The sequence below is a fragment of the uncultured Oceanicoccus sp. genome, from assembly GCF_963968385.1.
Lineage (GTDB): Bacteria > Pseudomonadota > Gammaproteobacteria > Pseudomonadales > Dasaniaceae > Oceanicoccus.
In genome coordinates, this window is the sequence record NZ_CAXAHB010000033.1 from 1 (window position 1) to 21,196 (window position 21,196).

The following is a 21,196-nucleotide window of genomic DNA, read 5'->3' on the forward strand; positions in this document are numbered from 1 at the left end:
GTTCGGTTAAATCTACAGCACTAATAGTCATAACAACGCTTAAACCTTTACTGCTCACTTCTATTATTCATCGCTGTTGGCTCGGTATTTGTGCCTAAGCCATGCTCGCTTTAATTCACACCCTTGTATTTAGACGTTATTTTGATCAATTTCCAGTATTTTGCAGGTTTTTTAATCTTTTATGGCGGTTTTTTTATTAAATCTATCGGTTTGTTATGCAAAATATTGAAAAAAACAACAAATTTATTGTGCTAAGGCGGGGCGGATAACAAATTTTAAAAGACTTGAATATTTTTAATACAAGTTTGTTGTATTGATCAAGATAAGTTCAGGAAATATTCGCATCTTTGGGTAGCAGTTGATCACTGTTAAGTTGCTGGGCCAGCTGATTCAGGCTGATGGCGCGGCCAAACAAATATCCTTGCACCACATCGCAGCCCAGTGAATTTAAATAACTCAGTTGGTCGTTATTCTCTACGCCTTCGGCAACAATGGACATTTTCAAACCTTTTGCCATAGCAACAATCGCATTGACGATGCAGGCATCATCATTGGAATTTTTAATTTCACTGATAAAACTGCGATCAATTTTCAGCGTATTGACCGGGAAATTTTGCAGATAACTTAATGAAGAATAGCCTGTACCAAAATCATCAATCGCCAGGTTGATGCCTTCGTTAGCCAGGCGTAACAGTTTTTCTATGACATCTTTCTGGTCATTCATTAAAATATTTTCAGTGATTTCTAATTCCAATAAAGCGTATGGGTACTGTTCTTCTTTCAGTATCGTTAAGATGTCATCAACAAAGCTATCCCTTTCAATCATTACCGGTGATAGGTTGACCGCTAGTTTTAGGTCAGGCATGCCATTTTTATGATAGTGACTGATTTCACGGCAGGCTTTACGCAAGGTATGTTTATCAATTTCTACAATAAGACGACTATCTTCGGCAATATGAATAAATTCCAGTGGTGAAAGGCGCCCCAGAGTTGGGTGATTCCAGCGAATCAGAGCTTCAACGCCACAGATTTTTTTGCTAACAGTATCTATCTGTGGCTGATAGCAAATTTCAAATTCGTTTTTATCAATCGCTTGGCGCATATCCTGTTCCAATACCAACCGCTCGGTAGTGGCATTAAGCATTTCCTTATTAAATAATTGATAGCCGTCTTTGCCGGTCTTTTTTACGTTATACATCGCGATATCGGCATTTTTTATCAGCGCATCCAGATTATCGCCTGATTCTGGGTGCATGGCGATGCCGATACTGGCACCAATAAAGACTTCCCTTGACCCTAGCTGGAACGGCTTTTTAATATCAGCCAGAATTTTCTTGGCGATAGCAGTCGCTGCATCAGCACTCTTCACTTCAGGTAATAATAACGTGAATTCATCGCCGCCAAAGCGGGACAGTGTATCCCCCTTACGAATACAGGCTTGTAGTCGTTGTGCTACATGTTGTAATAAGCGATCACCCATGGTGTGACCCAGTGAATCATTAATCACTTTAAAGCGGTCAAGATCAATAAACATCACCGCAAGCTGACTTTTGTCACGCTGTGCCTGAGTAATAGCAACACTCAGCCGGTCTTTAAATAACGAGCGGTTGGGTAATCGGGTAAGTAAATCATGATAGGCTTGAAAGTTGATAAAAGCCTCGGCCTCCATTCTTTCAGTAATATCTCTGGCTGTGCCATAAAAACGGAAACGCTGGTTGGGATTAGCATTGCCGCTATCATATTCCTCAATAGGGTATAGGGATAATTCAAAATGTTTGGCACTGCGGTTGACGGTGTTTGCCTTTAGCACGGTTTCAATGGTTTGAATACCGGATGCATTGATCGAGCTGTCAAAAAAGTAATTCACTTTTTCGATTTCGCTTTCCTCTACAATCGAAGTGATATGTTGTTCTTTCAAGCTGCCTTTAGGGTAGCCTAGTAGTATTTCAATTTTTGAATTGATAAAACTGAAGTGGCCTTTGCTATCGAGAATAAAAATAATATCCGGTGAGTTATTAACAATAAAACGGTGTAATCGCTCCGATTGATTAAGTCGCGTTTGCATCAACTCGTTGGATTTTTCTAATAATTTTTTTCGTACGGCATTATTAACCGTGGCGATTAACTCTTCAGGTACATAGGGTTTCTTAAGATAATCATAGGCGCCATGGCGCAATGCTTTGCTGATATCGTCCATCGAAGTTTCGCCACTCACTACAATGGTCAAGGTATTGATGGCGTTTTGTGACATAAAGTTCATCACATCATGGCCGTTTACATCCGGCATTTTAAGATCTAGCAGAATTAAATCGAATGGCTCGCTGGATAAACGATTGATCGCGTTTTGGCCGCCTAATGCCGTCGTTACTTGGTAGTCATGAAGTTTTAATAGGCTGCTTAGGCTGTCAAGCATGCGTGGATCGTCATCAGCTAATAGGATGCGAGCCTCGCTACTATTATGGTTATTCGTTTCGACTGTGCTCATGGTTGTAGTGACGATCCGACTTATTTGGGAAGTAATATTTGAAATTCTGTGCCGCTATCGGGTTTGCTGCGGCAAACAATAGAGCCATTCATATCGTCGATAAGTTTTTTAACAATACTTAGTCCTAAGCCTGAATGCCCCCGACCTTTTGTTGATTCTACGGGGCTAAATAATTTTTTCTTAAGTTCGGGTGCTATGCCGGGGCCGTTATCTTCGATATTGATGGCGGCATAATCGCGACCACTAAAACTCACCGAGGCTTCGCTGCTAATAGTAATTTTACCGCCAGGTTCTAACGCTTCTACTGCGTTTTTTAATAAATTGGTCAATATTTGTTTGAGATGCTCTGGGTTGCCAGAGATATCATCCAGCGAGTTATCCAGATGCTTTTCCAGCGTAATATTTTTGGTGACACAGATGGAGTCTTCAAAAATATGACTGGTGGCTGTTATTACCTGATTAATTTTGACAGTGGTCTCGCTCTTGGCGATTTGTTTGGGGTCTTGTAATCGCAATAAAATATTGCCCACGCGATCAATTTCTTCTTTGATTAACTCCAGTCCTTCATTGGCATCATGTTCATTGCCTAGTTTTATTCTCAGCATTTCCAGATAGTTGCGAATAATGCTCAGAGGATTGCTGGCTTCATGCACCGCTTCGCGGATATGCTGCTGATATTGATTACTGGTGGGGCCCTGTTGATCGATCAATTGAAAACGTTCTGAGTTTTCGACAATGGCTCTGGCAATTTCCTGACAGATTTGATGGCTTAGGCTGCTGCGCTGTTCGAGCTGGTGAAGTTTTTCTTCTGAACAGGCAAATACCAAAACACCGACGCCGTTTTTACTCTCTGCAGTATTATGAGTTAGCGGCCAGCACACCAAAATATCCGCTCGACAGTGGCGCAGCATTTGGCGGTCGATTACTGTGAGCGAGCTACTTTGCTGTGATGATTGTTGCTTGCCATTGAGAAATGCATCGCTGATTAGACTGCGGCCAGTTTCAAGGGTAATTTCAAAATTGGGTGGCTGATGGGGTTCTGATGAATTCTGCTGGCTGATCTGTGAACAAAGCTTTGGTTTTTCATTATCAGGCAGAAATAAAATACTGTTAGAGATTCCCAGTGTTAGGAATAGAGAACGTTGGGCAGCTTCCTGTAAACCATCCTGACTGCGCGCTTGCCACAGGGTTGCGTTTAATTGGGCGAGTTCGCTGAGATTGCCTAAACGTTCTCCCAATTGTTGATGGGCTTGCTGGTGGCCCAGCTCGGTGGATTCAGTATCGCTAATATCAATACCGAGACTGCCAGCGATAGCATCGACATCACTGTTGATACGGTTAAATAATTCGCGCACCAGCGATTCATTCAAACCAAAAAGATTGTTTGCCGAGGCCAGCGCCTGATCATCAATATCGCCAGTGGCACTGAGTTGGCTGGCCAGATTAATAATTTTGACTAGATGGTGGGCATCCAGAATCTGTTGGTCGCTTTCGTGATGGTAGCGAACGGCATCCTCCATAAATCCCGACATATTCCAGTTATTGATTAGGTCAGCACCAATATCACAGTGAGTAGAACTAAAATGTGTTGTTTCGGCGGCAAGTAATTGGGCGTCTGTTTTTACATCATCAAGCATATCGAGATAGGGCTGCTCGTTATTGGTCAGTATGATCAATTGCCCCATATCGGCTAAAAGCCCACAGAGATAAGCTTCATCCGGCGTCGAGTAGCTAGTGAGGGTTGCCAACACCTGAGCGAAATTGGCGGTAATCAGCGAGCGGCGCCAAAAGCATTGTAGAAATTGCTGATGCTGCTGATTAAAGTGACTAAAAAACTGCTTAATCGAAGCAGTGATAACGATCGTTTTAACGACATCAGTACCTAGAGAGAATAATGCGCGCTCAATACTCTCGCAATTCTTGACGTGGCCATAGTGACTAGAATTGGCGACAGAGACCAAACGAGTGGCGACACTGGTATCACGGCGGATAATATCGGCAATTTGTTGGTAATCAGCATTATCGTTTTGTACCGCATCCAGTATCTGTACTAATACTTGAGGCAAGCTCGGTAGTTTGTCTATGGTTGTTTGTGTTACCACTCCAATGCCTTTAATTAAGATTTTTATTTTCTAGCGGACTGCTGTGCGCAGGCTGTTTCAACCTTCGAGCAAACTTGTATTAAGTGATTAAGCATTATAGTCAAGGGGCGGCAGACTAGCTACTATTTGCTCAAAAATTATACAGCACTTATTATGTTATTAATTCACTGAAATGAAGCTAGAAAAATCACCGAAGCTTAGATAATTGTTTGCTATTATGCCGACTGCGAACAAAAACATGATAACAAGGCTGATCAAGCTACCGTGGCGATTATGCAAGTGTGCCAGGCGTGTTGATTATTGGCTGACTAATTGGGAGTTTGGCGCTAGTGCAAAACGCACAGTCCAGTAAAGAGAGTAAATCGGATCTACCTCGAGTTATTGCGATCAGCAGTGGCAAGGGCGGGGTGGGCAAGTCCAGTATTACTGTCAATCTGGCTATTTCTCTGGCTAAGTCTGGGGCTAAAGTCTGCCTACTAGATGCTGATACCGGCTTGGCCAATGCTAATATCCTATTGGGTATTGCCCCTGAGTTTAGCATTGAGCAGGTTTTATCTGGTGTTAGAGATATTGATGAGATTATGTTGGATGGCCCCCATGGGCTTAAAATTATCCCCGGCGCCAATGGTATTAGTGAATGTGCCAACTTGCATACTCGTCAACAACTGCGTTTAACCCGTGAATTAGCCCGTATTGAAAATCAGTTTGATTACTTGTTAATTGATACCGCTGCCGGTATTGCCGATACCACGCTGGACTTTATCAGCGCCGCTCACCATACCTTGATTGTTATCACCCCAGAACCAACCTCGTTAACGGATGCCTTTTCCCTAGTTAAACTATTAAAGCGCCGCCGCCCATCGATCGGGTATCAGGTGGTGGTGAATATGTGCAGCAATCCCAGTCAGGCCAAGGAAGTTTTCCATCGGTTTGGCGCCGCGGTTGAGAAATATATTGGCGTGCAATGCCATTATTTGGGTTTTGTCTTGCGTGATGAGAGTATGCGTGCGGCTGTGGTACTGCAAAATCCGGTGGCGATGTTTCCAGATAATGATCCTGCCAGCCGCAGTTTTATGAAGTTGTCGGAGAGTTTAACGGCGGTAACCAAAACACAATCGGCTACCGGTTCGTTTAGTGCTTTTTGGCATCGCCAGTATCGCGAACAGCGTAATGGTGGCGATAAGATAAAAGTGCCGGCAGAATTAATCGATCCTATGGCGGCGGAAGCAAGAAATAGTGCAGCTAGGGACAGCGATTATTTATCCGAGCTGCGATCACGGATATTGCTATTAATTGAGCAAGGTCATGCCGATCAAACACTGGTAGCGGCTTTGTTGCAGGAGAGTCTGGAAGCGTTTATTAAAAGATATGAAAAATCGCCGGTAGATCTATTAAAGATTGTTGAGCAGTTGGTCTTATCACCAGATCGTGATGATCAGTCGGTCAGGGATATTGCCGAGCTGGTTAAGCCTTGGTCTGGCCTGAGTACAACGCCACCGCTGGATGAGTTGTCGCTTAAAGATCTGCCGACTTATGAGGACAAAAAGTCTGAGCCAGAGCAACCGCAGAGTCAGGAAATATCCCCTCCTATTCAATCCGCTGATATTAAGCCGGTGCAAGCTGCCATTAAAATTATTAGTAGAGCCAAGGGTGTCTCCGTAGTTGCTGGTGATCCATTGAAATCAGCGGTCAGCAAGGTGAGTGATACGGATAAAGAACCAACTCTCAGTCATGGTTATGACTGCCAGCGTTTTGGTTCACAGGCAAATTTGTTGTCGGTACTGCAAAATAATAACGGTCAAACCGTCGCGGAATTACTAGCGTCTTTTGAGCCCTAAGTGCATGATATCCGGCTCAGCGCTTATTTATCATCTAAAATATCGTCTGATAGCACATCATCATAAAGAGCATTACCCTGTATCACTTTTTCTTCATTCGCCCAGCTAATAAAATCTTTATTGCGACAGCTCTCCGAGCAAAAAGGGCGATTTTCATTATTCTTATCCCATGGCGTTGGTGTTTTGCAACGCGGGCAGGAAATAGATTTAGCAAAATGATCAGTCATATTTTTTTGCCTCGGCTAATTCAAGGTAATGTTGATGCAGGGTATCAACCTGTTGCCGTAAAGCATCCAGTCCTTGAGTGTTTTCAATAATATCATCAGCTTTTTCTAACCGTGTTTGGCGTGACGTCTGGCTGGCAATAATACGTTTAACCTCTTCTTCGTTATTGTTATCACGCTTTATAGTTCGTGCAATTTGCAACTCTTCAGGTGCATCGATCAGCAGTATTTTATCGCAGATAGCATCTTGCTTGGCTTCGATTAATAGTGGTGAAACAAAAACGGCATAGGGACTTTGCGCTTTAGCTAGCCGATATGAAATTTCTTCGGCGATCAGCGGGTGGAGCAGTGATTCCAGCCACTGCTTATCGTCAGGATTGGTGAAAATTTTTTGTCTGAGTGCGGCACGGTCCAAAGAATGGTCAGCAAGTAAAATATCCGCACCAAAGTGCTCGACGATTTTTGCCAGTGCCGGCTGTCCTGGTTCAACCACGGTACGTGAAGCAATATCCGCATCGACGATATCGATACCTAATGTGTGTAAATGGTCCGATACAGCGGTTTTACCACTACCGATGCCTCCTGTAAGACCGACTATAAACATAAACCTTCCAGACGAAAAAGGCTTATAGTAGCGTGAATCGGGTTGAAGGTTTAGTGTTTATTTAATGCTAGTAAAGCTTAGGTAGGCAGTAATGATCTGATCGCCCCAGAGCAAAGCGATCCATCCAGCCGCGGCCAGATAAGGGCCAAAAGGGATCGCAGTATTACGTCCCTTGTTATATAGCATCAACATCATACTGCCAACGATAGCCCCAGCTAAAGATGAGAGTAGAATAATGACCAGCAGATATTGCCAGCCCATCCATGCCCCCAATGCTGCTAGCAACTTAAAGTCACCGTAGCCCATGCCGTCTTTACCAGTGAAAAGTTTAAATAACCAGTAAACGGACCATAGGCACAAATAACCGCCAATGGCGCCCCAGACGGCATCGTGTAATGGCACAAAGCAGTTAAAGCTATTAATAAGCAGGCCAGTCCAGAGCAGGGGTAGAGTGATTTGGTCTGGAAGTAGTTGGGTGTCGGCATCAATCATGGTCAAACTGATTAGGCAGCCAGTGAAAAACAGGGCCATCAATAGCTGGATCGTGGCGCCGAGTTGCCAGGCTAGAATACCAAACAAAATAGCGGTCACTGCTTCAATAATTGGGTAGCGGATTGATATAGACGTTTGACAATTCGCGCAACGACCTTTGAGCAATAGGTAACTAATCAGCGGAATATTTTGCCAAGGTTTGATGGGGGCATGACAGCTTGGGCAGTGCGAGTTTGGGTATGATAGAGTGAGTTCTTGTTCGGGTTTATCGGTTGTTTCAGCGTTATCAAGTTCCAATATCAACCGGCATTCGCTCTTCCACTCCTTTTCCATCATGATCGGGAGGCGATAGATAACGACATTGAGAAAACTGCCGATCAACAAACCGATGACAACAGTTAGCCCAATAGTAAGTGCAGGCGACGTTTGTAGTAATGCTAATAAAGTCATCGATAGCTTGTCCTAAATAGCCGCGCCCATCATAAAAATCGGTAAATACATGGCGATCATAAGGCCGCCAATCACCACGCCTAAAAAGGACATAATCATAGGCTCCAGTAAGGCGGTTAAGTGATCGACGGCATTGTCGACAGCCTCTTCATAATGTACAGCTACTTTTTCCAACATGTCGCCGAGTGTACCCGATTGCTCGCCAATAGAAACCATTTGTAAAAGCATATTGGGAAAGAGATCAGTGGCCCGGATAGATGTATGCAGCTGTTGGCCAGTCATGATGTCTTCGCGAATTGTTGTTATGGCGTTGGTATAAATAATATTTCCCGCTGTTCCTGCTACCGCATCCAGTGCATCTATTAGCGGCACGCCTGCAGAAAAGGTGGTTGCCAGAGTTCTGGCAAAACGTGCCACTATCGATTGAAATAGGATGCCGCCTAGCACAGGTGTCTTTAGTACAGCCTTGTCGACTGCATATGCCATCCTGGGGGAATACCTTACCGCTTTCTTAAAAAGAATGATAGCAGCAGCCATAGCTACGATGGCTATTAACCACCATTGCTGAACCCATTCGGAAAAAGCGACAATCAGCCGGGTAAATGCAGGCAGTTCAGCGCCAAAATTAGCAAAAGATTGTGCAAACTGAGGAATAACGTTAACTAATAAAATACCGGTTACGATTGTCGCAACAACCAAAACAGCAATAGGGTAAGCGATAGCTTTTTTGATTTTGGCTTTTAGAGCTGCTGATTTTTCTTTGTAAACTGCCACTCTGTGCAGCATGACTTCAAGAGTCCCGGACTGCTCCCCAGCGGCAATTAAATTACAATAAAGTTTATCAAAGTGATTAGGGTGTTTGCTTATTGAAGCGGCAAAGCCTGAGCCGGCAGCAATGTCATTTTTAATAGTGATCACCAATTCGGCCATGCTAGGGTTATCTAAACACTCGGCCACAAGCGTAAAACTTTGTACCAGCGGTACGCCTGCTTTTATCATGGATGCCAATTGACGAGTGAAAACACAAATATCCGCCGGCTTGACCGATTTTTTGCTGAAAAAAAATGGTTTGGCCTTTTTCTTAATAGTTTTAGGTCTAATACCCTGCTTGCGAAGCTGTGCTTTTACAGCAGCCTGACTGGTGCTGCTACTTTCGCCTGTTGTAGCCCGCCCCTGTTTATCGATACCATGCCAGCGATAGACGCTGATTTTTGCCGTTGTCATCACTGCTTACTTCGTTATCCTGTTAAGTACTAAAGCGTATTAATCCTTCAGCTGATTCCTTATCGTCATTACATATCGGAATTTCATTACTGATGACCGCGCTGTGAGTTGTTAGGTGGTTAGAGATTGGGCTGAAATTTTTTATCTAAAGTGCTCTCTGGGTCTATAGTAAATTTTACAATCCCATTTGCTGCAGTTGGTCGTAAAATTAACGTTTTTTCTGCAAGGTCTGCAGGAGCGCTGTTAGCCACAGTGTTGTATAAAATAACTATGGAAGGCTTAGTGGTTTCGAAGGTTACAGTGTTAATAATGTTATTGGCGGCAGCAATATCCAATAGAGATTGTGCATCGATACCATGCCGGTTCAAATCAGTTAGCTGTGCAGGTAACTTACCTGTCGTTGCATAATATTCCTGAATGGCTAATTGAACAGTGCGAATATCTGAGATTGAAATGGTTGCTTTGGTGCGTTGTGTGTAAATCTGATATTGAGGAATAGCAATAGAGGCTAAAATGCCGATGATTGCGATGACAATCATTAATTCAACAAGAGTAAAACCCTGCCAATGGATGTTTTTCATCATGCCCCACCTTTTAGTTTATATTGGTTTTAGTTCATATTAGTTAACTTACATCTCATGGTATTTAATAACAGTTTGTTGGTTAGCTTTGTGCTACAGCTTGGGTTGATCAAACGGCATGGCGTGCGATCTTGAATGGGCAGCCGCAAGAGATATGCCAAAAGGTAGGTTGGTTGTAGAATTTTTTTAACGTTCTGATTTAAAAAGCTAAATCTTTTAGGTGGGCGTAATTATCGCATTTACTCAGTATGGTTTGCTTTTTTCTCTGACACTTTCTGTCGGCCTGTGTCAGATTTTAGCAGCAATGAGGGGGGTTAATTTCATTTGTGTTATATGTAATGGTTAGATTTAAATCATTCTCATCGATAGATCTATCGCCCGACAATCCTTAGTCAAAGCTCCAATAGAAATATAATCAACACCTGTATTCGCATACATGACCAGTGTTTGTGTATTAATCCCGCCACTGGCTTCCAGTTTGGCTTTGCCCTGATTAAGTGCAACAGCCTGTTTCATCTGCGCTTGCGAAAAATTATCCAGCATCACAATATCCGCCCCAGCATTTAGTGCCTGCTCTAACTCATCAAGGTTTTCCACTTCAACTTCAACCGTCTTGCCGGGTGCTTGTTGTTTGGCTGTGATGATCGCTTTATCAATCCCGCCGCAGGCAGCAATATGATTTTCTTTAATCAAAAACGCGTCATATAAGCCAATACGGTGGTTGTAGCAACCACCCTGAGTTACGGCATATTTTTGCGCGTTGCGCAGGCCGGGGATGGTTTTGCGGGTATCTAACAGTTTTACTGAGGTTGTCGCGACCATATCGGCATAAGTTCTACAAGCAGTGGCAGTGCCAGACAATAGTTGCAAAAAGTTAAGAGCCGCGCGCTCGCCGGTTAATAGGCTGCGGGCTGGGCCGGATAATTCAAACAGGGTTTGGTCGGGCTCCACCAAATCACCATCGGCCACCTGCCAGTTGATCGTTACGCTGGGGTCGATTTGGCGGAATACTTCATTAACCCAGGCCTGACCACATAACGTGGCAGGTTCACGGGTAATCACTCCCGCGGTTGCGGTTTGCTCAGCAGGAATTAACTGGGCGGTGATGTCACCATCGCCAATATCTTCTTCCAATGCTCTGGTTACGGTTAGCTCAAGATCTTTGGCAGCGTATTCAGGTAATTTCATCAATTCAGTATTCTAGATAACTTGGGGGCGGTGATTCTATCAGTCATCGTATTGCCTGAGAATAAGTGTCTCACCCCGTTGGGTAAATTCTATCTGTTTTAGGGCGCTCATACCGAGTAATACCGTTTCTTTATCCATAGCCGGATTGATACTGGCGCTAATATTCTGCAACCGGATATTGCCAAGCTGTAAGCTGTTGAGCGTGGTTCTGTAGACAGTCACTAGGCCATTGGCAGTATAAGCCTGCTGTTGGCCGTTAGCTTTTAAGCCAATGGTCTTGGCCAGGGACTGGGGAATCACGACATCGGTTGCTCCTGTATCTAATAAAAACACCGTTTTATGGTCATTGATCAAGCCATTGGCGAGATAGTGGTGCTGCCGATTGGATTGCAGGGTAACCTCTTTGATGCCCTCCTGAGTCGTGTGGCTGGCGGGGCTATGATTGGGGTTATACTGATCAGCCAATAAATCATCAAATAAGACAACACCCATAATAAACAGTACCGCCCAAGCCAGCATAAACATGCTAATGCCCATTTTTCGAGTGTTGCCGGTTTTATTGTGTTCAGGTGTGGTATTCATACAGGTTGCGTAATTAACCTCGAAATTTTTCACTATTGTACCCATGTTTCAGCTAGAAGGCGTATTATTCGATCGGGTGCTAGCATCGATTGCCGGTCATCTTTAATGTCATGGTCCTGTGCTATCCTTCAATAACTTCGTTCAAAACCAAGGCAGTTATAGTGAATCTCGATAGCGACCACTGGCTGGCAGATAGTCGTCATCTGCCAACAGACAATTTTAATGCTCGTCCAGCAGGGGTCGAGATTAGCTTATTGGTTATTCATAATATCAGCCTGCCAGCTGGTGAGTTTGGCGGCGATTTTATTGAGCAGCTGTTCACCAATTGTCTGGATTGTGATGCTCACGCTGATTTTAATGATTTGCGTGATTTAACAGTCTCCAGCCACTGCCTGATTAATCGAGCAGGTGAAATTACCCAATTTGTACCTTTTAACCAGCGCGCCTGGCATGCAGGGGACTCCAGTTTTCAGGGGCGGTCTAACTGTAATGATTTTAGTATTGGCATTGAGCTGGAGGGCACGGATAATTGCCCCTATACTGCGTTACAATATCAGGCCCTGCAACAGTTAACTCGGCAAATCATGACGGACTATCCAGCCATTACAATTGATCGTATTGTGGGGCATTGTGATATTGCTCCTGGGCGAAAAACCGATCCGGGCAGCGCCTTTGACTGGTCGTTTTTCAAAGGCTTATTAGCTTAACTATTCGAATAGATAACAACGCGGGAGCGTAAGATAGTTGATGGAATTTTTAACCCTATTAATCGTACTAGGCTTATTACAAGTTTGGGGCTCCGGTGGGCCGCTACAATACGATAATTGGTTTTACCAATTTAATGAAAAAGTTGCCCAGCGCTTGGGTCGAGCGGAATTGCGTTTATTGGCTGCCATAGGGATACCGGCCGTCGGGATATTTTTTGTCCAGCTCTTGGTAGAGTCGGTGCTATTCGGTTTATTGTCATTAATGCTTTATGTCACGGTGTTGTTATACAGTTTAGGACGCGGTGATTTTAATCAAAACTTGCAGTACTACCTCAATGTCTGGAATCTTGGTGATTTTGAGGCGGCCTATAAAAAGGCAACCGCTATCGGTGACTTTGAGCAAAGCGAAGCCACAGTTGATCATATCGCCTTGCATGAATATGTTCGCAGGGCTTTTTTATATGAAGGTTTTGAGCGCTGGTTTGCTGTGGTGTTTTGGTTTTTAGTGTTGGGGCCATTTGGTGCGATGACTTATCGCCTATGCTATATGGCTGGGCGCAGTGACACTTTTAAAGCAGATGATAAGTTGCTGGCGCTAAAATACTTACATTATTTTGATTGGATTCCAGTGCGGTTACTGGCGCTATCGTTTTCGTTAACCGGTAATTTTGTGAATAGCTTTGGTCGCTATAGCTCGTCGATATGGGATAATCAACCAAGTCCGGAATTGCTCGATCAAACTGCCATCGCGGCCATCGGTGGGCATAACAATGCTCAAGCTTATCCTGCCGATAAAGAGGGTTTTATCGAATATGGTCAGCAAGAATTACTGTCTTTGCAATCACTATTGTCCCGCAGTGTGATTGGTTGGGTGATTATTATTGCGGTGGTCACCATAGTCTAAGATTGGTGTGTTGTTCTTGATGGTCTGCCATAAGTCCTAGCTTTTAGCTTACCTACTACTGCCTATTTACCTATTGAGGTTTTTTATGACGACAAGACCCCGTCGTTCGGTTCTTTATATGCCCGGTTCTAATCAGCGTGCTTTGGAAAAAGCGCGTACCTTACCGGCTGATAGTTTGGTGTTGGATCTTGAAGATTCGGTGGGCCCAGAGAAAAAAGTTGCCGCCAGAGATCAGGTGATGGCTGCAGTTAGCGCCGGTGGCTATGGGTATCGCGAAATCATTATTCGAGCCAATAGTCTGGATAGTGAGTGGGGTGAAGATGATATTAGGGCGATTGCTTTATCCGGTGCTGATGGCCTGTGTTTGCCAAAAGTTGAAAACCAAGCGCAAGTCGAGGCAGCGATAAACCTGTTAAACGATGCCGGTGCCCCCGCATCAATGCAAGTCTGGGTGATGATCGAAACGCCATTAGGTGTCACTAATATTCAGCAGATCGCCAGTGCCAGTGCGCGTATTACGGTGATTGCGATGGGCACAACCGATTTATCCAAAGAACTTCGAGTGACAGACCGTATCGGTTTGCTGTATTCACTGAGTCAGTGCGTTTTGGCGGCTCGTGCTTACAATAAAGAAATTCTGGATGGCGTTTATCTGGATTTACACAATGATCAAGGCTTCACCGATACCTGCGTGCAGGGCAAGCATTTAGGTTTTGATGGCAAGACACTCATTCATCCAAAACAATTGGCCGCTGCCAATCAGGTCTTTGGCCCGAGTGCTAACGATATTGAACGTGCAGAAAACATGATTGCCGCATGGAAGTTAGCAGAAGCGGAGGGCAAAGGGGTTGTCGTTGTCGACGGTAAATTAGTTGAAGCTATGCATATTGATGAAGCCAGACGTCATTTAGCACGGGCAGAAAAAATTGCAGCCCAGCAGACAAAATAATCAGTTTAAAAACTAGGCGGGGCGTAGCAGGTTGGATAATTTAGGCTTCGGCTTTTTGGCGTGACGACAAATAACCGCAACCTTGCCAATCGACTGCACTAAATCCGCTTTATGCTTAACGCATAATTCATTGGCCATGGTTTTACGTATAGCGGGATCATTAATATTAATTTTGATCTTAATCAGTTCGTGGTCTTCCAAGGCTCGTTCCAGCTCTTTTTCAATAGTTTCGGTGATACCTTTCTCCGCGATCATAATGATGGGGTTGAGGTTATGAGCAATGCTGCGCAGTTGTTTTTTTCGAGCGTTGGAGAGAGCCATAATGCCAAGTATCACCGTATCATGTAAGCAGGGCGCGTATTGTATAGCCGCACCCCTGTGATAGCAAAGTATGACGGGTTATCCTTACGGCCTTTTACAGCTAACCAATATAGGATAGCCAATGGCAAAGAAAGGTAATACCAGCAAGGGCTGGTTAAAAGAACATTTTGATGATGAGTATGTAAAACGTTCTCAGCGGGAGGGCTATCGCTCGCGTGCTTGTTATAAATTATTGGAGCTTAATGAAAAGGATCGCTTGATTCTGCCTGGGATGACGGTGGTTGACCTAGGTAGTGCGCCTGGTGGTTGGTCGCAGGTAGCGGCCGAGCTGGTTGGTGATAACGGTCGAGTAATCGCCTCTGATATCTTACCTATGGACGGTTTGGCAGGGGTCGATTTTATTCAGGGCGATTTCACCGAGGAGCAAGTATTTGATTCTATTATGGAAATTATCGGTGATTCGGCGGTTGATCTTGTAATTTCCGATATGGCCCCCAATATGTCAGGTATGGCCGCTGTTGATCAGCCCCGCTCTATGTATTTGGTCGAATTGGCGCTAGATATGGCCCGTCGGGTATTAAAGCCCGGAGGCGCTTTTGTCGCCAAGGTGTTTCAGGGCGAGGGGTTTGATCCTTTATTGCGTGATATGCAAACCAGCTTTAATAAAGTGCAATCGCGCAAACCTGCAGCATCGCGCGCCAGATCCAGAGAGGTTTATCAGGTGGGCAAGGGCTTTACGTCCTAGGTGGCGATTTTTGGCGAGTCAATGCGGTATTTTGGGTTTTTTTACTCATGGTGGCAGGATGGTGGCAACGCTTGAAATGTAGTAAAGTGGCTTGATTAATAAGGTGTTTTCCGGCACAGCTTAGCTCGGTGAACATAATAATGGAGTATTTGTAGAGGGTTCTCTTTTGAACGATATGTCGAAAAATCTTTTATTGTGGTTGGTGATAGCAGCGGTGCTATTAACCGTTTTTAATAATTTCAATGCGCAGCCGCAATCCGAGCAGCTTAACTACTCGCAATTTATTGAAGAAGTTAAGACTGACCGTGTCAGCAAGGTGATGATTGATGGCTTGACCATCACCGGTACGCGTTACGATAGCAGCCAGTTCGAAACCATTCGCCCGATGCTAGAAGACCCCAAGCTGGTCGATGACCTGATCGCTCATAATGTGCAAATTGAAGGCCGCAAGCCTGAACAACAAAGTCTCTGGACTCAGTTGCTAGTTGCCTGTTTCCCCATCCTGATTATTATCGCCGTATTTATGTTCTTTATGCGCCAGATGCAAGGTGGCGGCGGTGGCCGCGGCGGTCCTATGGCTTTTGGTAAGAGCAAAGCCAGATTGCTGGGTGAAGACCAGATTAAAACCACCTTTGCCGATGTGGCCGGTGTTGATGAAGCGAAAGAAGACGTACAGGAGTTGGTAGAATTTTTGCGCGACCCCGGTAAATTCCAGCGCTTGGGCGGTCGCATTCCCCGTGGTGTGTTAATGGTTGGCCAGCCCGGTACGGGTAAAACACTATTGGCCAAGGCGATTGCTGGTGAAGCCAAAGTGCCTTTCTTTTCCATCTCGGGTTCTGATTTTGTAGAAATGTTTGTTGGTGTCGGTGCATCGCGGGTGCGCGATATGTTTGAGCAGGCAAAAAAACAAGCGCCCTGTATTATCTTTATTGATGAGATTGATGCGGTAGGACGTCATCGTGGCGCCGGTGTTGGCGGCGGTCATGATGAGCGTGAGCAAACCCTAAACCAACTGTTAGTTGAAATGGATGGTTTTGAAGTTAATGACGGCGTTATTGTTATTGCTGCCACCAACCGTCCGGATGTATTAGACCCCGCGTTATTACGCCCGGGTCGGTTTGACCGTCAGGTAGTCGTCGGTCTTCCCGATATTCGTGGTCGTGAGCAAATTCTAAAAGTCCATATGCGCAAAGTGCCGCTGGGCGACAATGTTGATGCTTCGGTGATTGCTCGTGGTACCCCCGGTTTTTCTGGTGCTGATCTGGCTAATTTGGTCAACGAAGCGGCCTTGTTTGCCGCCCGTGCCAATATCCGTACAGTGGGTAGAGAGCAGTTTGAATTGGCCAAGGACAAAATCATGATGGGCGCCGAACGCAAGTCCATGGTGATGTCCGAGAAAGAAAAATTGAACACCGCCTACCATGAAGCTGGCCATGCTATTGTTGGACGTCTCGTGTCTGAACACGATCCGGTCTATAAGGTGAGTATTATTCCTCGTGGCCGCGCTTTGGGTGTGACCATGTTTTTGCCGGAGGAAGATCGTTACAGCCATAGTCGTCGGCATATTCTCAGTCAGATTTGCTCACTGTATGGTGGCCGTATTGCCGAGGAGATGACGTTGGGTGCAGACGGTGTGACCACCGGTGCTTCCAATGATATACAGCGCGCCTCCGAGATTGCTCGCAATATGGTAACCAAGTGGGGACTCTCTGAAAAAATGGGGCCGCTGATGTATGACGAGGCGCAAGAGGAGGTCTTTTTAGGGCGTTCTGCAGCCAGTCAATCGAAGAGTATTTCGGCTGAAACAGCGCAACAAATTGATGAAGAAGTGCGTCGGATTTCTGATGAGTGCTATGCCCTTGCTGAGAACATCCTCAAGGAAAATCGCGATAAGCTCGATATGATGGCCGAAGCCCTGATGACCTATGAGACCATCGACTCATCGCAAATCGACGATATTATGGCTGGCCGTAAGCCGAGTGAGCCCGCCGATTGGCATGATGACAATAAGCCCAGTGGCGGACAAAAAACTGAGGCGGCTGATGATGCGCCCAAAAAAGATGATCCTATCGGCGGTCCAGCCAGCGAGCATTAAGCTTGGCTGAAAACACTAACGCCATGTTATCCAAAAACCGAGTCCTGCCATGCGGGGCTCGGTTTTTGCGTTTAGATACTCCCCAAGTCATGGGGGTGCTTAATGTGACGCCTGATTCTTTTTCCGATGGTGGCGCCTTGCATCAGCACGGTAAGCCCAGTGTTGATAAAGCCCTAGCCCGAGTTGAACAAATGCTCGATGAAGGTGCTGCCATTATTGATGTGGGTGGTGAATCAACCCGCCCTGGTGCCGAGCCAGTAAGCCTAACGGAAGAACTAGATCGTGTTGTTCCTGTGGTCGAGGCGATTACTCAGCGATTTGAAACCATTGTCTCGGTGGATACCAGTAGTCCCGATGTGATGCTGGCGGCCGCAGCTGCCGGCGCCGGCATGCTTAACGATGTACGTGCGCTTGAGCGCCCCGGGGCAATAGCGGCTGCGGCTAAAACCGGTCTGCCGGTCTGCCTGATGCATATGCAAGGGCAGCCAAAAACTATGCAGCAGTCGCCGAATTACCACTCCGTAGTCAACGAGGTCAGCGGTTATCTGCAATCTAGAGCTGATGCTTGTATTGCCGCAGGTATTGATCGCTCTCGATTACTGATAGATCCGGGTTTTGGTTTTGGTAAATCGGTTGAGCATAATCTCGGCCTATTAAATCATTTGTCGGTATTGGTTGAGCTGGACTATCCGGTACTTGTTGGCTTGTCGCGTAAATCGTTAATTGGCAAAGTGCTAGGTCGTGACGTAGATCAGCGATTGGCGGGTAGTTTAGCCCTAGCAGTACTTGCGGCTGAACGAGGAGCGTCTATTATTCGTGTCCATGATGTCGCTGAAACGGTTGACGCAGTGAGTTTATATTCAGCGGTCATTGCCCACTAAATAATGTATTACTAAATGTGAAGGATGTCATAGCAATGTCTCGTAAATATTTTGGCACAGACGGTATTCGTGGTCGTGTAGGCGAGGGCGCTATTACCCCTGAATTTGTTCTAAAACTGGGTTGGGCTGCCGGTAAAGTGTTTTCCCAATCTGGTCGCAGTAATATTATTATTGGTAAAGATACCCGCATATCAGGCTATATGTTTGAGTCAGCGCTAGAGGCGGGTCTGGTCGCGGCAGGTGTTGATGTCACCATGCTAGGTCCTATGCCGACACCGGCCATTGCTTATCTCACCCGCACATTCCATGCTCAGGCCGGTATTGTTATCAGTGCCTCTCACAACCCTTATCATGATAACGGCATCAAGTTTTTCTCTGGCGAGGGGGCCAAACTTCCTGATGATGTTGAATTAGAGATTGAGCGCCAGATCGACCAAGCAATGACGACCGTGGAGTCTGCTAGTTTGGGTAAAGTTGTTCGTATGAATGATGCCGCCGGTCGTTATATTGAATTTTGCAAAAGTACAGTCCCCGCTGGTTTGAGTTTGCGCGGTTTAAAAATTGTGGTGGATTGCGCTCACGGTGCTACATACTACGTTGCCCCCGCGGTGTTTGATGAATTGGGCGCTGAAGTGATTGTCATGGGGGCGGAACCGAATGGTTTAAATATCAATGAAAATGTCGGTTCTACCAGCCCTGAAGCCCTGCAAGCCAGAGTGCTGGAGGAAAAAGCAGACTTAGGCATTGCCTTTGATGGTGATGGTGACCGCTTAGCCTTTGTGGATCGCAACGGTGAAGTGGTTGATGGCGATGAACTGCTATTTGTTATCGCACAAGATCAACTGCGTACCGCGGGCAGTTGCTCTGGTGTAGTAGGCACCCTGATGTCCAATCTGGGTTTTGAATTAGCCCTTAAAGATTTAGAGATCCCTTTTGCTCGCGCCAATGTCGGTGACCGCTATGTGATTGAACTAATGAAGTCACGCAACTGGCAGCTGGGCGGTGAAAACTCCGGTCATATTATCTGTTCTGATGTGACTACCACCGGCGATGGTGTGGTCGCGGCGTTAAAGGTGCTTTTGGCCTTAGTGGATAGCGGTGCACCACTGCATGATCTAAAAACTGGTATGAGTAAATTTCCGCAAGTGATGATTAACGTCACCTTGAAGGATAAATCTCGTTTGGATAACAATCCAGAGATTGATCAAGCCATTAGTAACGCTGAGCAAAAACTCAATGGCCGTGGCCGCATACTACTTCGCCCATCGGGAACCGAGCCCGTTGTCCGTGTGATGGTGGAAGGTGAGAATGCTGACTTAGTCAGTTCATTGGCCACAGAAATTGCGGCTGTTGTTGAGCAGGCAGTGGCTTAATGATCACCGCTGAAGTGCTGGTTCTCGGTAGTGTTCACCTTGTATGTTCCCAGTAGTTTAGTTAAGATTGCCGCCTTTTCTGGACAGTGCTCTGTTGGCACTGGCGGGCTGCCCTTAACACATATCAGGCAAAACAATGCGTCGCAACTTAGTAGTAGGTAATTGGAAAATGCATGGCTCAAGCGCCAGCATTGATCAATTGCTTTGCGGATTGCAGCAGCAGCTAACCACAGTGTGCAGTGAACAGGTCGATATTGCTGTTTGCCCTCCTGCCGTGTTTATTTCGCAGGTCAGCAAGCAATTGGCAGGCTCTATCGTTGCTTGTGGTGCTCAAAATGCTAGCGACCAGCAAGAGGGTGCATATACCGGTGAGGTATCGGCGACCATGTTGGCTGAACTCGGTTGTCAGTATGTTATTGTTGGACACTCTGAACGCAGAAGCCTATATGCTGAATCCGATGCTGGTATTGCCGCAAAATTTATTGCGGTTCAGTCGCAGGGATTAACACCCATTCTGTGCGTCGGTGAAAGTCTGATCCAGCGTGAAGCCGGTGAAACATTGACCTTAATAGAACAGCAGATTAAAGCGGTGGTAGATGTGGCAGGTATTGATGCTATGGCTAGAGCGGTGATTGCCTATGAACCTATTTGGGCCATTGGTACTGGCAAAACCGCTTCGCCGGAGCAAGCTCAGCAAGTGCATGCCCATATTCGCCAGGTACTAGCAGCAGATGATCCGGCAGTAGCTGAAGGCATACAATTATTGTACGGCGGCAGTGTTAAAGCGAATAATGCCGCAGAGTTATTTGGTCAACAGGATATTGATGGCGCCCTAGTAGGCGGCGCTTCATTAAAGGCTGAAGATTTTACTGCGATCTGCCTCGCAGCCATTAACTAGATTATTTTTTTAAGACGATTAGAAGATACCAAGAGATCAGAGAATAGACCATGGAACAGATGATATTAATCTTACACGTATTAGCGGCTCTAGCCATTATTGGCTTGATCCTAATTCAGCAGGGTAAAGGTGCTGATATGGGTGCTTCCTTCGGTGCCGGCGCATCGCAAACCCTGTTTGGCAGTAGTGGAGGCGGCAACGTATTAACCACCTCGACCTCATGGTTAGTGGCATTATTTTTTGCTACCAGCTTCGGTCTTGCGGTAATCGCTAAAAACCAGTCGGTGGCCGTTGATGCGATTGACGTGCCAGCGGTGGTTGAAAGCCAATCTGCGTCTGAAATCCCCGCTATCGACGAAGCGGCTATATCCCAGGGGCTTAGCGATGATATCCCCGTGATAGACGCACCAGCAGCGGCCTCCGATTCAGATATCCCTGAAATCTAGCGTCTAGATAAACGAAAACAAGCCGAAGTGGTGGAATTGGTAGACACGCCATCTTGAGGGGGTGGTGAGCTATGCTCGTGCGGGTTCAAGTCCCGCCTTCGGCACCA

The 21,196-nt window shown here is 45.8% G+C and carries 20 protein-coding genes and 1 tRNA gene; 11 read left to right on the forward strand and 10 right to left on the reverse strand.

The genetic code is table 11. From position 1 onward, the window contains the following. Positions 1-328: 328 nt before the first annotated feature. Entirely contained in the window at positions 329-2,485 is a 2,157-nt protein-coding gene (locus AACP44_RS05075) for an EAL domain-containing protein (protein WP_339339396.1), read from the reverse strand. A gap of 20 nt (positions 2,486-2,505) precedes the next feature. Further along, positions 2,506-4,587 carry an HDOD domain-containing protein gene (locus AACP44_RS05080; protein WP_339339397.1) on the reverse strand — a complete coding sequence of 694 codons (2,082 nt, stop codon included), beginning with the start codon at positions 4,585-4,587 and terminating at the stop codon, positions 2,506-2,508. Positions 4,588-4,916: 329 nt separating this feature from the next. Between AACP44_RS05080 and AACP44_RS05085 the strand changes: the two genes are divergently transcribed. Then, complete coding sequence (locus AACP44_RS05085) at positions 4,917-6,425, forward strand: MinD/ParA family protein (protein ID WP_339339398.1); 1,509 nt, start codon at positions 4,917-4,919, stop codon at positions 6,423-6,425. Positions 6,426-6,448: 23 nt separating this feature from the next. On the opposite strand, the gene yacG is transcribed toward AACP44_RS05085, so the two are convergent. From yacG to AACP44_RS05120, 7 genes are all read right to left on the reverse strand, one after another. Next, positions 6,449-6,652 (reverse strand): DNA gyrase inhibitor YacG, encoded by a 204-nt coding sequence (yacG, locus tag AACP44_RS05090; protein ID WP_339339399.1) that lies wholly within the window; start codon positions 6,650-6,652, stop codon positions 6,449-6,451. Further along, positions 6,645-7,253 (reverse strand): dephospho-CoA kinase, encoded by a 609-nt coding sequence (coaE, locus tag AACP44_RS05095; RefSeq protein WP_339339400.1) that lies wholly within the window; start codon positions 7,251-7,253, stop codon positions 6,645-6,647. Before coaE ends, yacG begins: the two co-directional genes overlap by 8 nt. Positions 7,254-7,310: 57 nt before the next feature. Continuing rightward, positions 7,311-8,195 (reverse strand): A24 family peptidase, encoded by an 885-nt coding sequence (locus AACP44_RS05100; protein ID WP_339339401.1) that lies wholly within the window; start codon positions 8,193-8,195, stop codon positions 7,311-7,313. A 12-nt stretch (positions 8,196-8,207) separates the two neighbouring features. Then, on the reverse strand, positions 8,208-9,419 hold the full coding sequence (locus AACP44_RS05105) for a type II secretion system F family protein (protein WP_339339402.1): 1,212 nt from the start codon (positions 9,417-9,419) through the stop codon (positions 8,208-8,210). Between the two features lie 119 nt (positions 9,420-9,538). Next, on the reverse strand, positions 9,539-10,003 hold the full coding sequence (locus AACP44_RS05110) for a prepilin-type N-terminal cleavage/methylation domain-containing protein (protein WP_339339403.1): 465 nt from the start codon (positions 10,001-10,003) through the stop codon (positions 9,539-9,541). 345 nt (positions 10,004-10,348) lie between these two features. Continuing rightward, a complete protein-coding gene (gene nadC, locus AACP44_RS05115) occupies positions 10,349-11,188 on the reverse strand; it encodes a carboxylating nicotinate-nucleotide diphosphorylase (RefSeq protein ID WP_339339404.1) in 840 nt (279 codons plus the stop codon). Between the two features lie 39 nt (positions 11,189-11,227). Continuing rightward, complete coding sequence (locus AACP44_RS05120) at positions 11,228-11,803, reverse strand: TIGR02281 family clan AA aspartic protease (RefSeq protein ID WP_339339405.1); 576 nt, start codon at positions 11,801-11,803, stop codon at positions 11,228-11,230. Between the two features lie 128 nt (positions 11,804-11,931). On the opposite strand from AACP44_RS05120, the gene ampD reads away from it, so the two are divergent. The 3 genes from ampD (at position 11,932) to AACP44_RS05135 (ending at position 14,330) form a co-directional block, all read left to right on the forward strand. Beyond that, on the forward strand, positions 11,932-12,477 hold the full coding sequence (gene ampD / locus AACP44_RS05125; protein ID WP_339339406.1) for a 1,6-anhydro-N-acetylmuramyl-L-alanine amidase AmpD: 546 nt from the start codon (positions 11,932-11,934) through the stop codon (positions 12,475-12,477). A 40-nt stretch (positions 12,478-12,517) separates the two neighbouring features. Then, a complete protein-coding gene (gene ampE, locus AACP44_RS05130; protein ID WP_339339407.1) occupies positions 12,518-13,381 on the forward strand; it encodes a regulatory signaling modulator protein AmpE in 864 nt (287 codons plus the stop codon). Positions 13,382-13,466: 85 nt separating this feature from the next. Then, complete coding sequence (locus AACP44_RS05135; protein ID WP_339339408.1) at positions 13,467-14,330, forward strand: CoA ester lyase; 864 nt, start codon at positions 13,467-13,469, stop codon at positions 14,328-14,330. Between the two features lie 12 nt (positions 14,331-14,342). Here AACP44_RS05135 and AACP44_RS05140 read toward each other — a convergent pair whose 3' ends face one another. Then, a complete protein-coding gene (locus AACP44_RS05140; protein ID WP_339339409.1) occupies positions 14,343-14,651 on the reverse strand; it encodes a YhbY family RNA-binding protein in 309 nt (102 codons plus the stop codon). 121 nt (positions 14,652-14,772) lie between these two features. On the opposite strand from AACP44_RS05140, the gene rlmE reads away from it, so the two are divergent. The 7 genes from rlmE to AACP44_RS05175 all read left to right on the forward strand — a co-directional run bounded on the left by rlmE (position 14,773) and on the right by AACP44_RS05175 (position 21,196). Continuing rightward, complete coding sequence (gene rlmE, locus AACP44_RS05145; protein ID WP_339339410.1) at positions 14,773-15,396, forward strand: 23S rRNA (uridine(2552)-2'-O)-methyltransferase RlmE; 624 nt, start codon at positions 14,773-14,775, stop codon at positions 15,394-15,396. A 175-nt stretch (positions 15,397-15,571) separates the two neighbouring features. Then, positions 15,572-17,491, forward strand: a complete 1,920-nt coding sequence (gene ftsH / locus AACP44_RS05150; protein ID WP_339339411.1) for an ATP-dependent zinc metalloprotease FtsH — start codon at positions 15,572-15,574, stop codon at positions 17,489-17,491. An 89-nt stretch (positions 17,492-17,580) separates the two neighbouring features. Further along, a complete protein-coding gene (gene folP, locus AACP44_RS05155; protein ID WP_339339415.1) occupies positions 17,581-18,372 on the forward strand; it encodes a dihydropteroate synthase in 792 nt (263 codons plus the stop codon). A gap of 35 nt (positions 18,373-18,407) precedes the next feature. Then, positions 18,408-19,745, forward strand: a complete 1,338-nt coding sequence (gene glmM / locus AACP44_RS05160; protein WP_339339412.1) for a phosphoglucosamine mutase — start codon at positions 18,408-18,410, stop codon at positions 19,743-19,745. A gap of 136 nt (positions 19,746-19,881) precedes the next feature. Further along, the gene (gene tpiA / locus AACP44_RS05165; RefSeq protein WP_339339413.1) at positions 19,882-20,643 is read left to right on the forward strand and encodes a triose-phosphate isomerase; all 762 of its coding nucleotides are present in this window, start codon (positions 19,882-19,884) and stop codon (positions 20,641-20,643) included. Between the two features lie 50 nt (positions 20,644-20,693). Beyond that, on the forward strand, positions 20,694-21,089 hold the full coding sequence (gene secG, locus AACP44_RS05170) for a preprotein translocase subunit SecG (protein ID WP_339339414.1): 396 nt from the start codon (positions 20,694-20,696) through the stop codon (positions 21,087-21,089). Between the two features lie 21 nt (positions 21,090-21,110). Next, a tRNA-Leu gene (locus tag AACP44_RS05175) sits at positions 21,111-21,196 on the forward strand.

Excerpts from the sequence above, each read along its gene's own strand:
- AACP44_RS05075 (WP_339339396.1), bottom strand. The coding sequence starts at position 2,485 with ATGAGCACAGTCGAAACGAATAACCATAATAGTAGCGAGGCTCGCATC.
- yacG (WP_339339399.1), bottom strand. The coding sequence starts at position 6,652 with ATGACTGATCATTTTGCTAAATCTATTTCCTGCCCGCGTTGCAAAACA.
- coaE (WP_339339400.1), bottom strand. The coding sequence starts at position 7,253 with ATGTTTATAGTCGGTCTTACAGGAGGCATCGGTAGTGGTAAAACCGCT.
- AACP44_RS05100 (WP_339339401.1), bottom strand. The coding sequence starts at position 8,195 with ATGACTTTATTAGCATTACTACAAACGTCGCCTGCACTTACTATTGGG.
- AACP44_RS05105 (WP_339339402.1), bottom strand. The coding sequence starts at position 9,419 with ATGACAACGGCAAAAATCAGCGTCTATCGCTGGCATGGTATCGATAAA.
- AACP44_RS05110 (WP_339339403.1), bottom strand. The coding sequence starts at position 10,003 with ATGATGAAAAACATCCATTGGCAGGGTTTTACTCTTGTTGAATTAATG.
- nadC (WP_339339404.1), bottom strand. The coding sequence starts at position 11,188 with ATGAAATTACCTGAATACGCTGCCAAAGATCTTGAGCTAACCGTAACC.
- ampE (WP_339339407.1), top strand. The coding sequence starts at position 12,518 with ATGGAATTTTTAACCCTATTAATCGTACTAGGCTTATTACAAGTTTGG.
- AACP44_RS05135 (WP_339339408.1), top strand. The coding sequence starts at position 13,467 with ATGACGACAAGACCCCGTCGTTCGGTTCTTTATATGCCCGGTTCTAAT.
- AACP44_RS05140 (WP_339339409.1), bottom strand. The coding sequence starts at position 14,651 with ATGGCTCTCTCCAACGCTCGAAAAAAACAACTGCGCAGCATTGCTCAT.
- rlmE (WP_339339410.1), top strand. The coding sequence starts at position 14,773 with ATGGCAAAGAAAGGTAATACCAGCAAGGGCTGGTTAAAAGAACATTTT.
- ftsH (WP_339339411.1), top strand. The coding sequence starts at position 15,572 with ATGTCGAAAAATCTTTTATTGTGGTTGGTGATAGCAGCGGTGCTATTA.
- folP (WP_339339415.1), top strand. The coding sequence starts at position 17,581 with ATGGGGGTGCTTAATGTGACGCCTGATTCTTTTTCCGATGGTGGCGCC.
- glmM (WP_339339412.1), top strand. The coding sequence starts at position 18,408 with ATGTCTCGTAAATATTTTGGCACAGACGGTATTCGTGGTCGTGTAGGC.
- tpiA (WP_339339413.1), top strand. The coding sequence starts at position 19,882 with ATGCGTCGCAACTTAGTAGTAGGTAATTGGAAAATGCATGGCTCAAGC.
- secG (WP_339339414.1), top strand. The coding sequence starts at position 20,694 with ATGGAACAGATGATATTAATCTTACACGTATTAGCGGCTCTAGCCATT.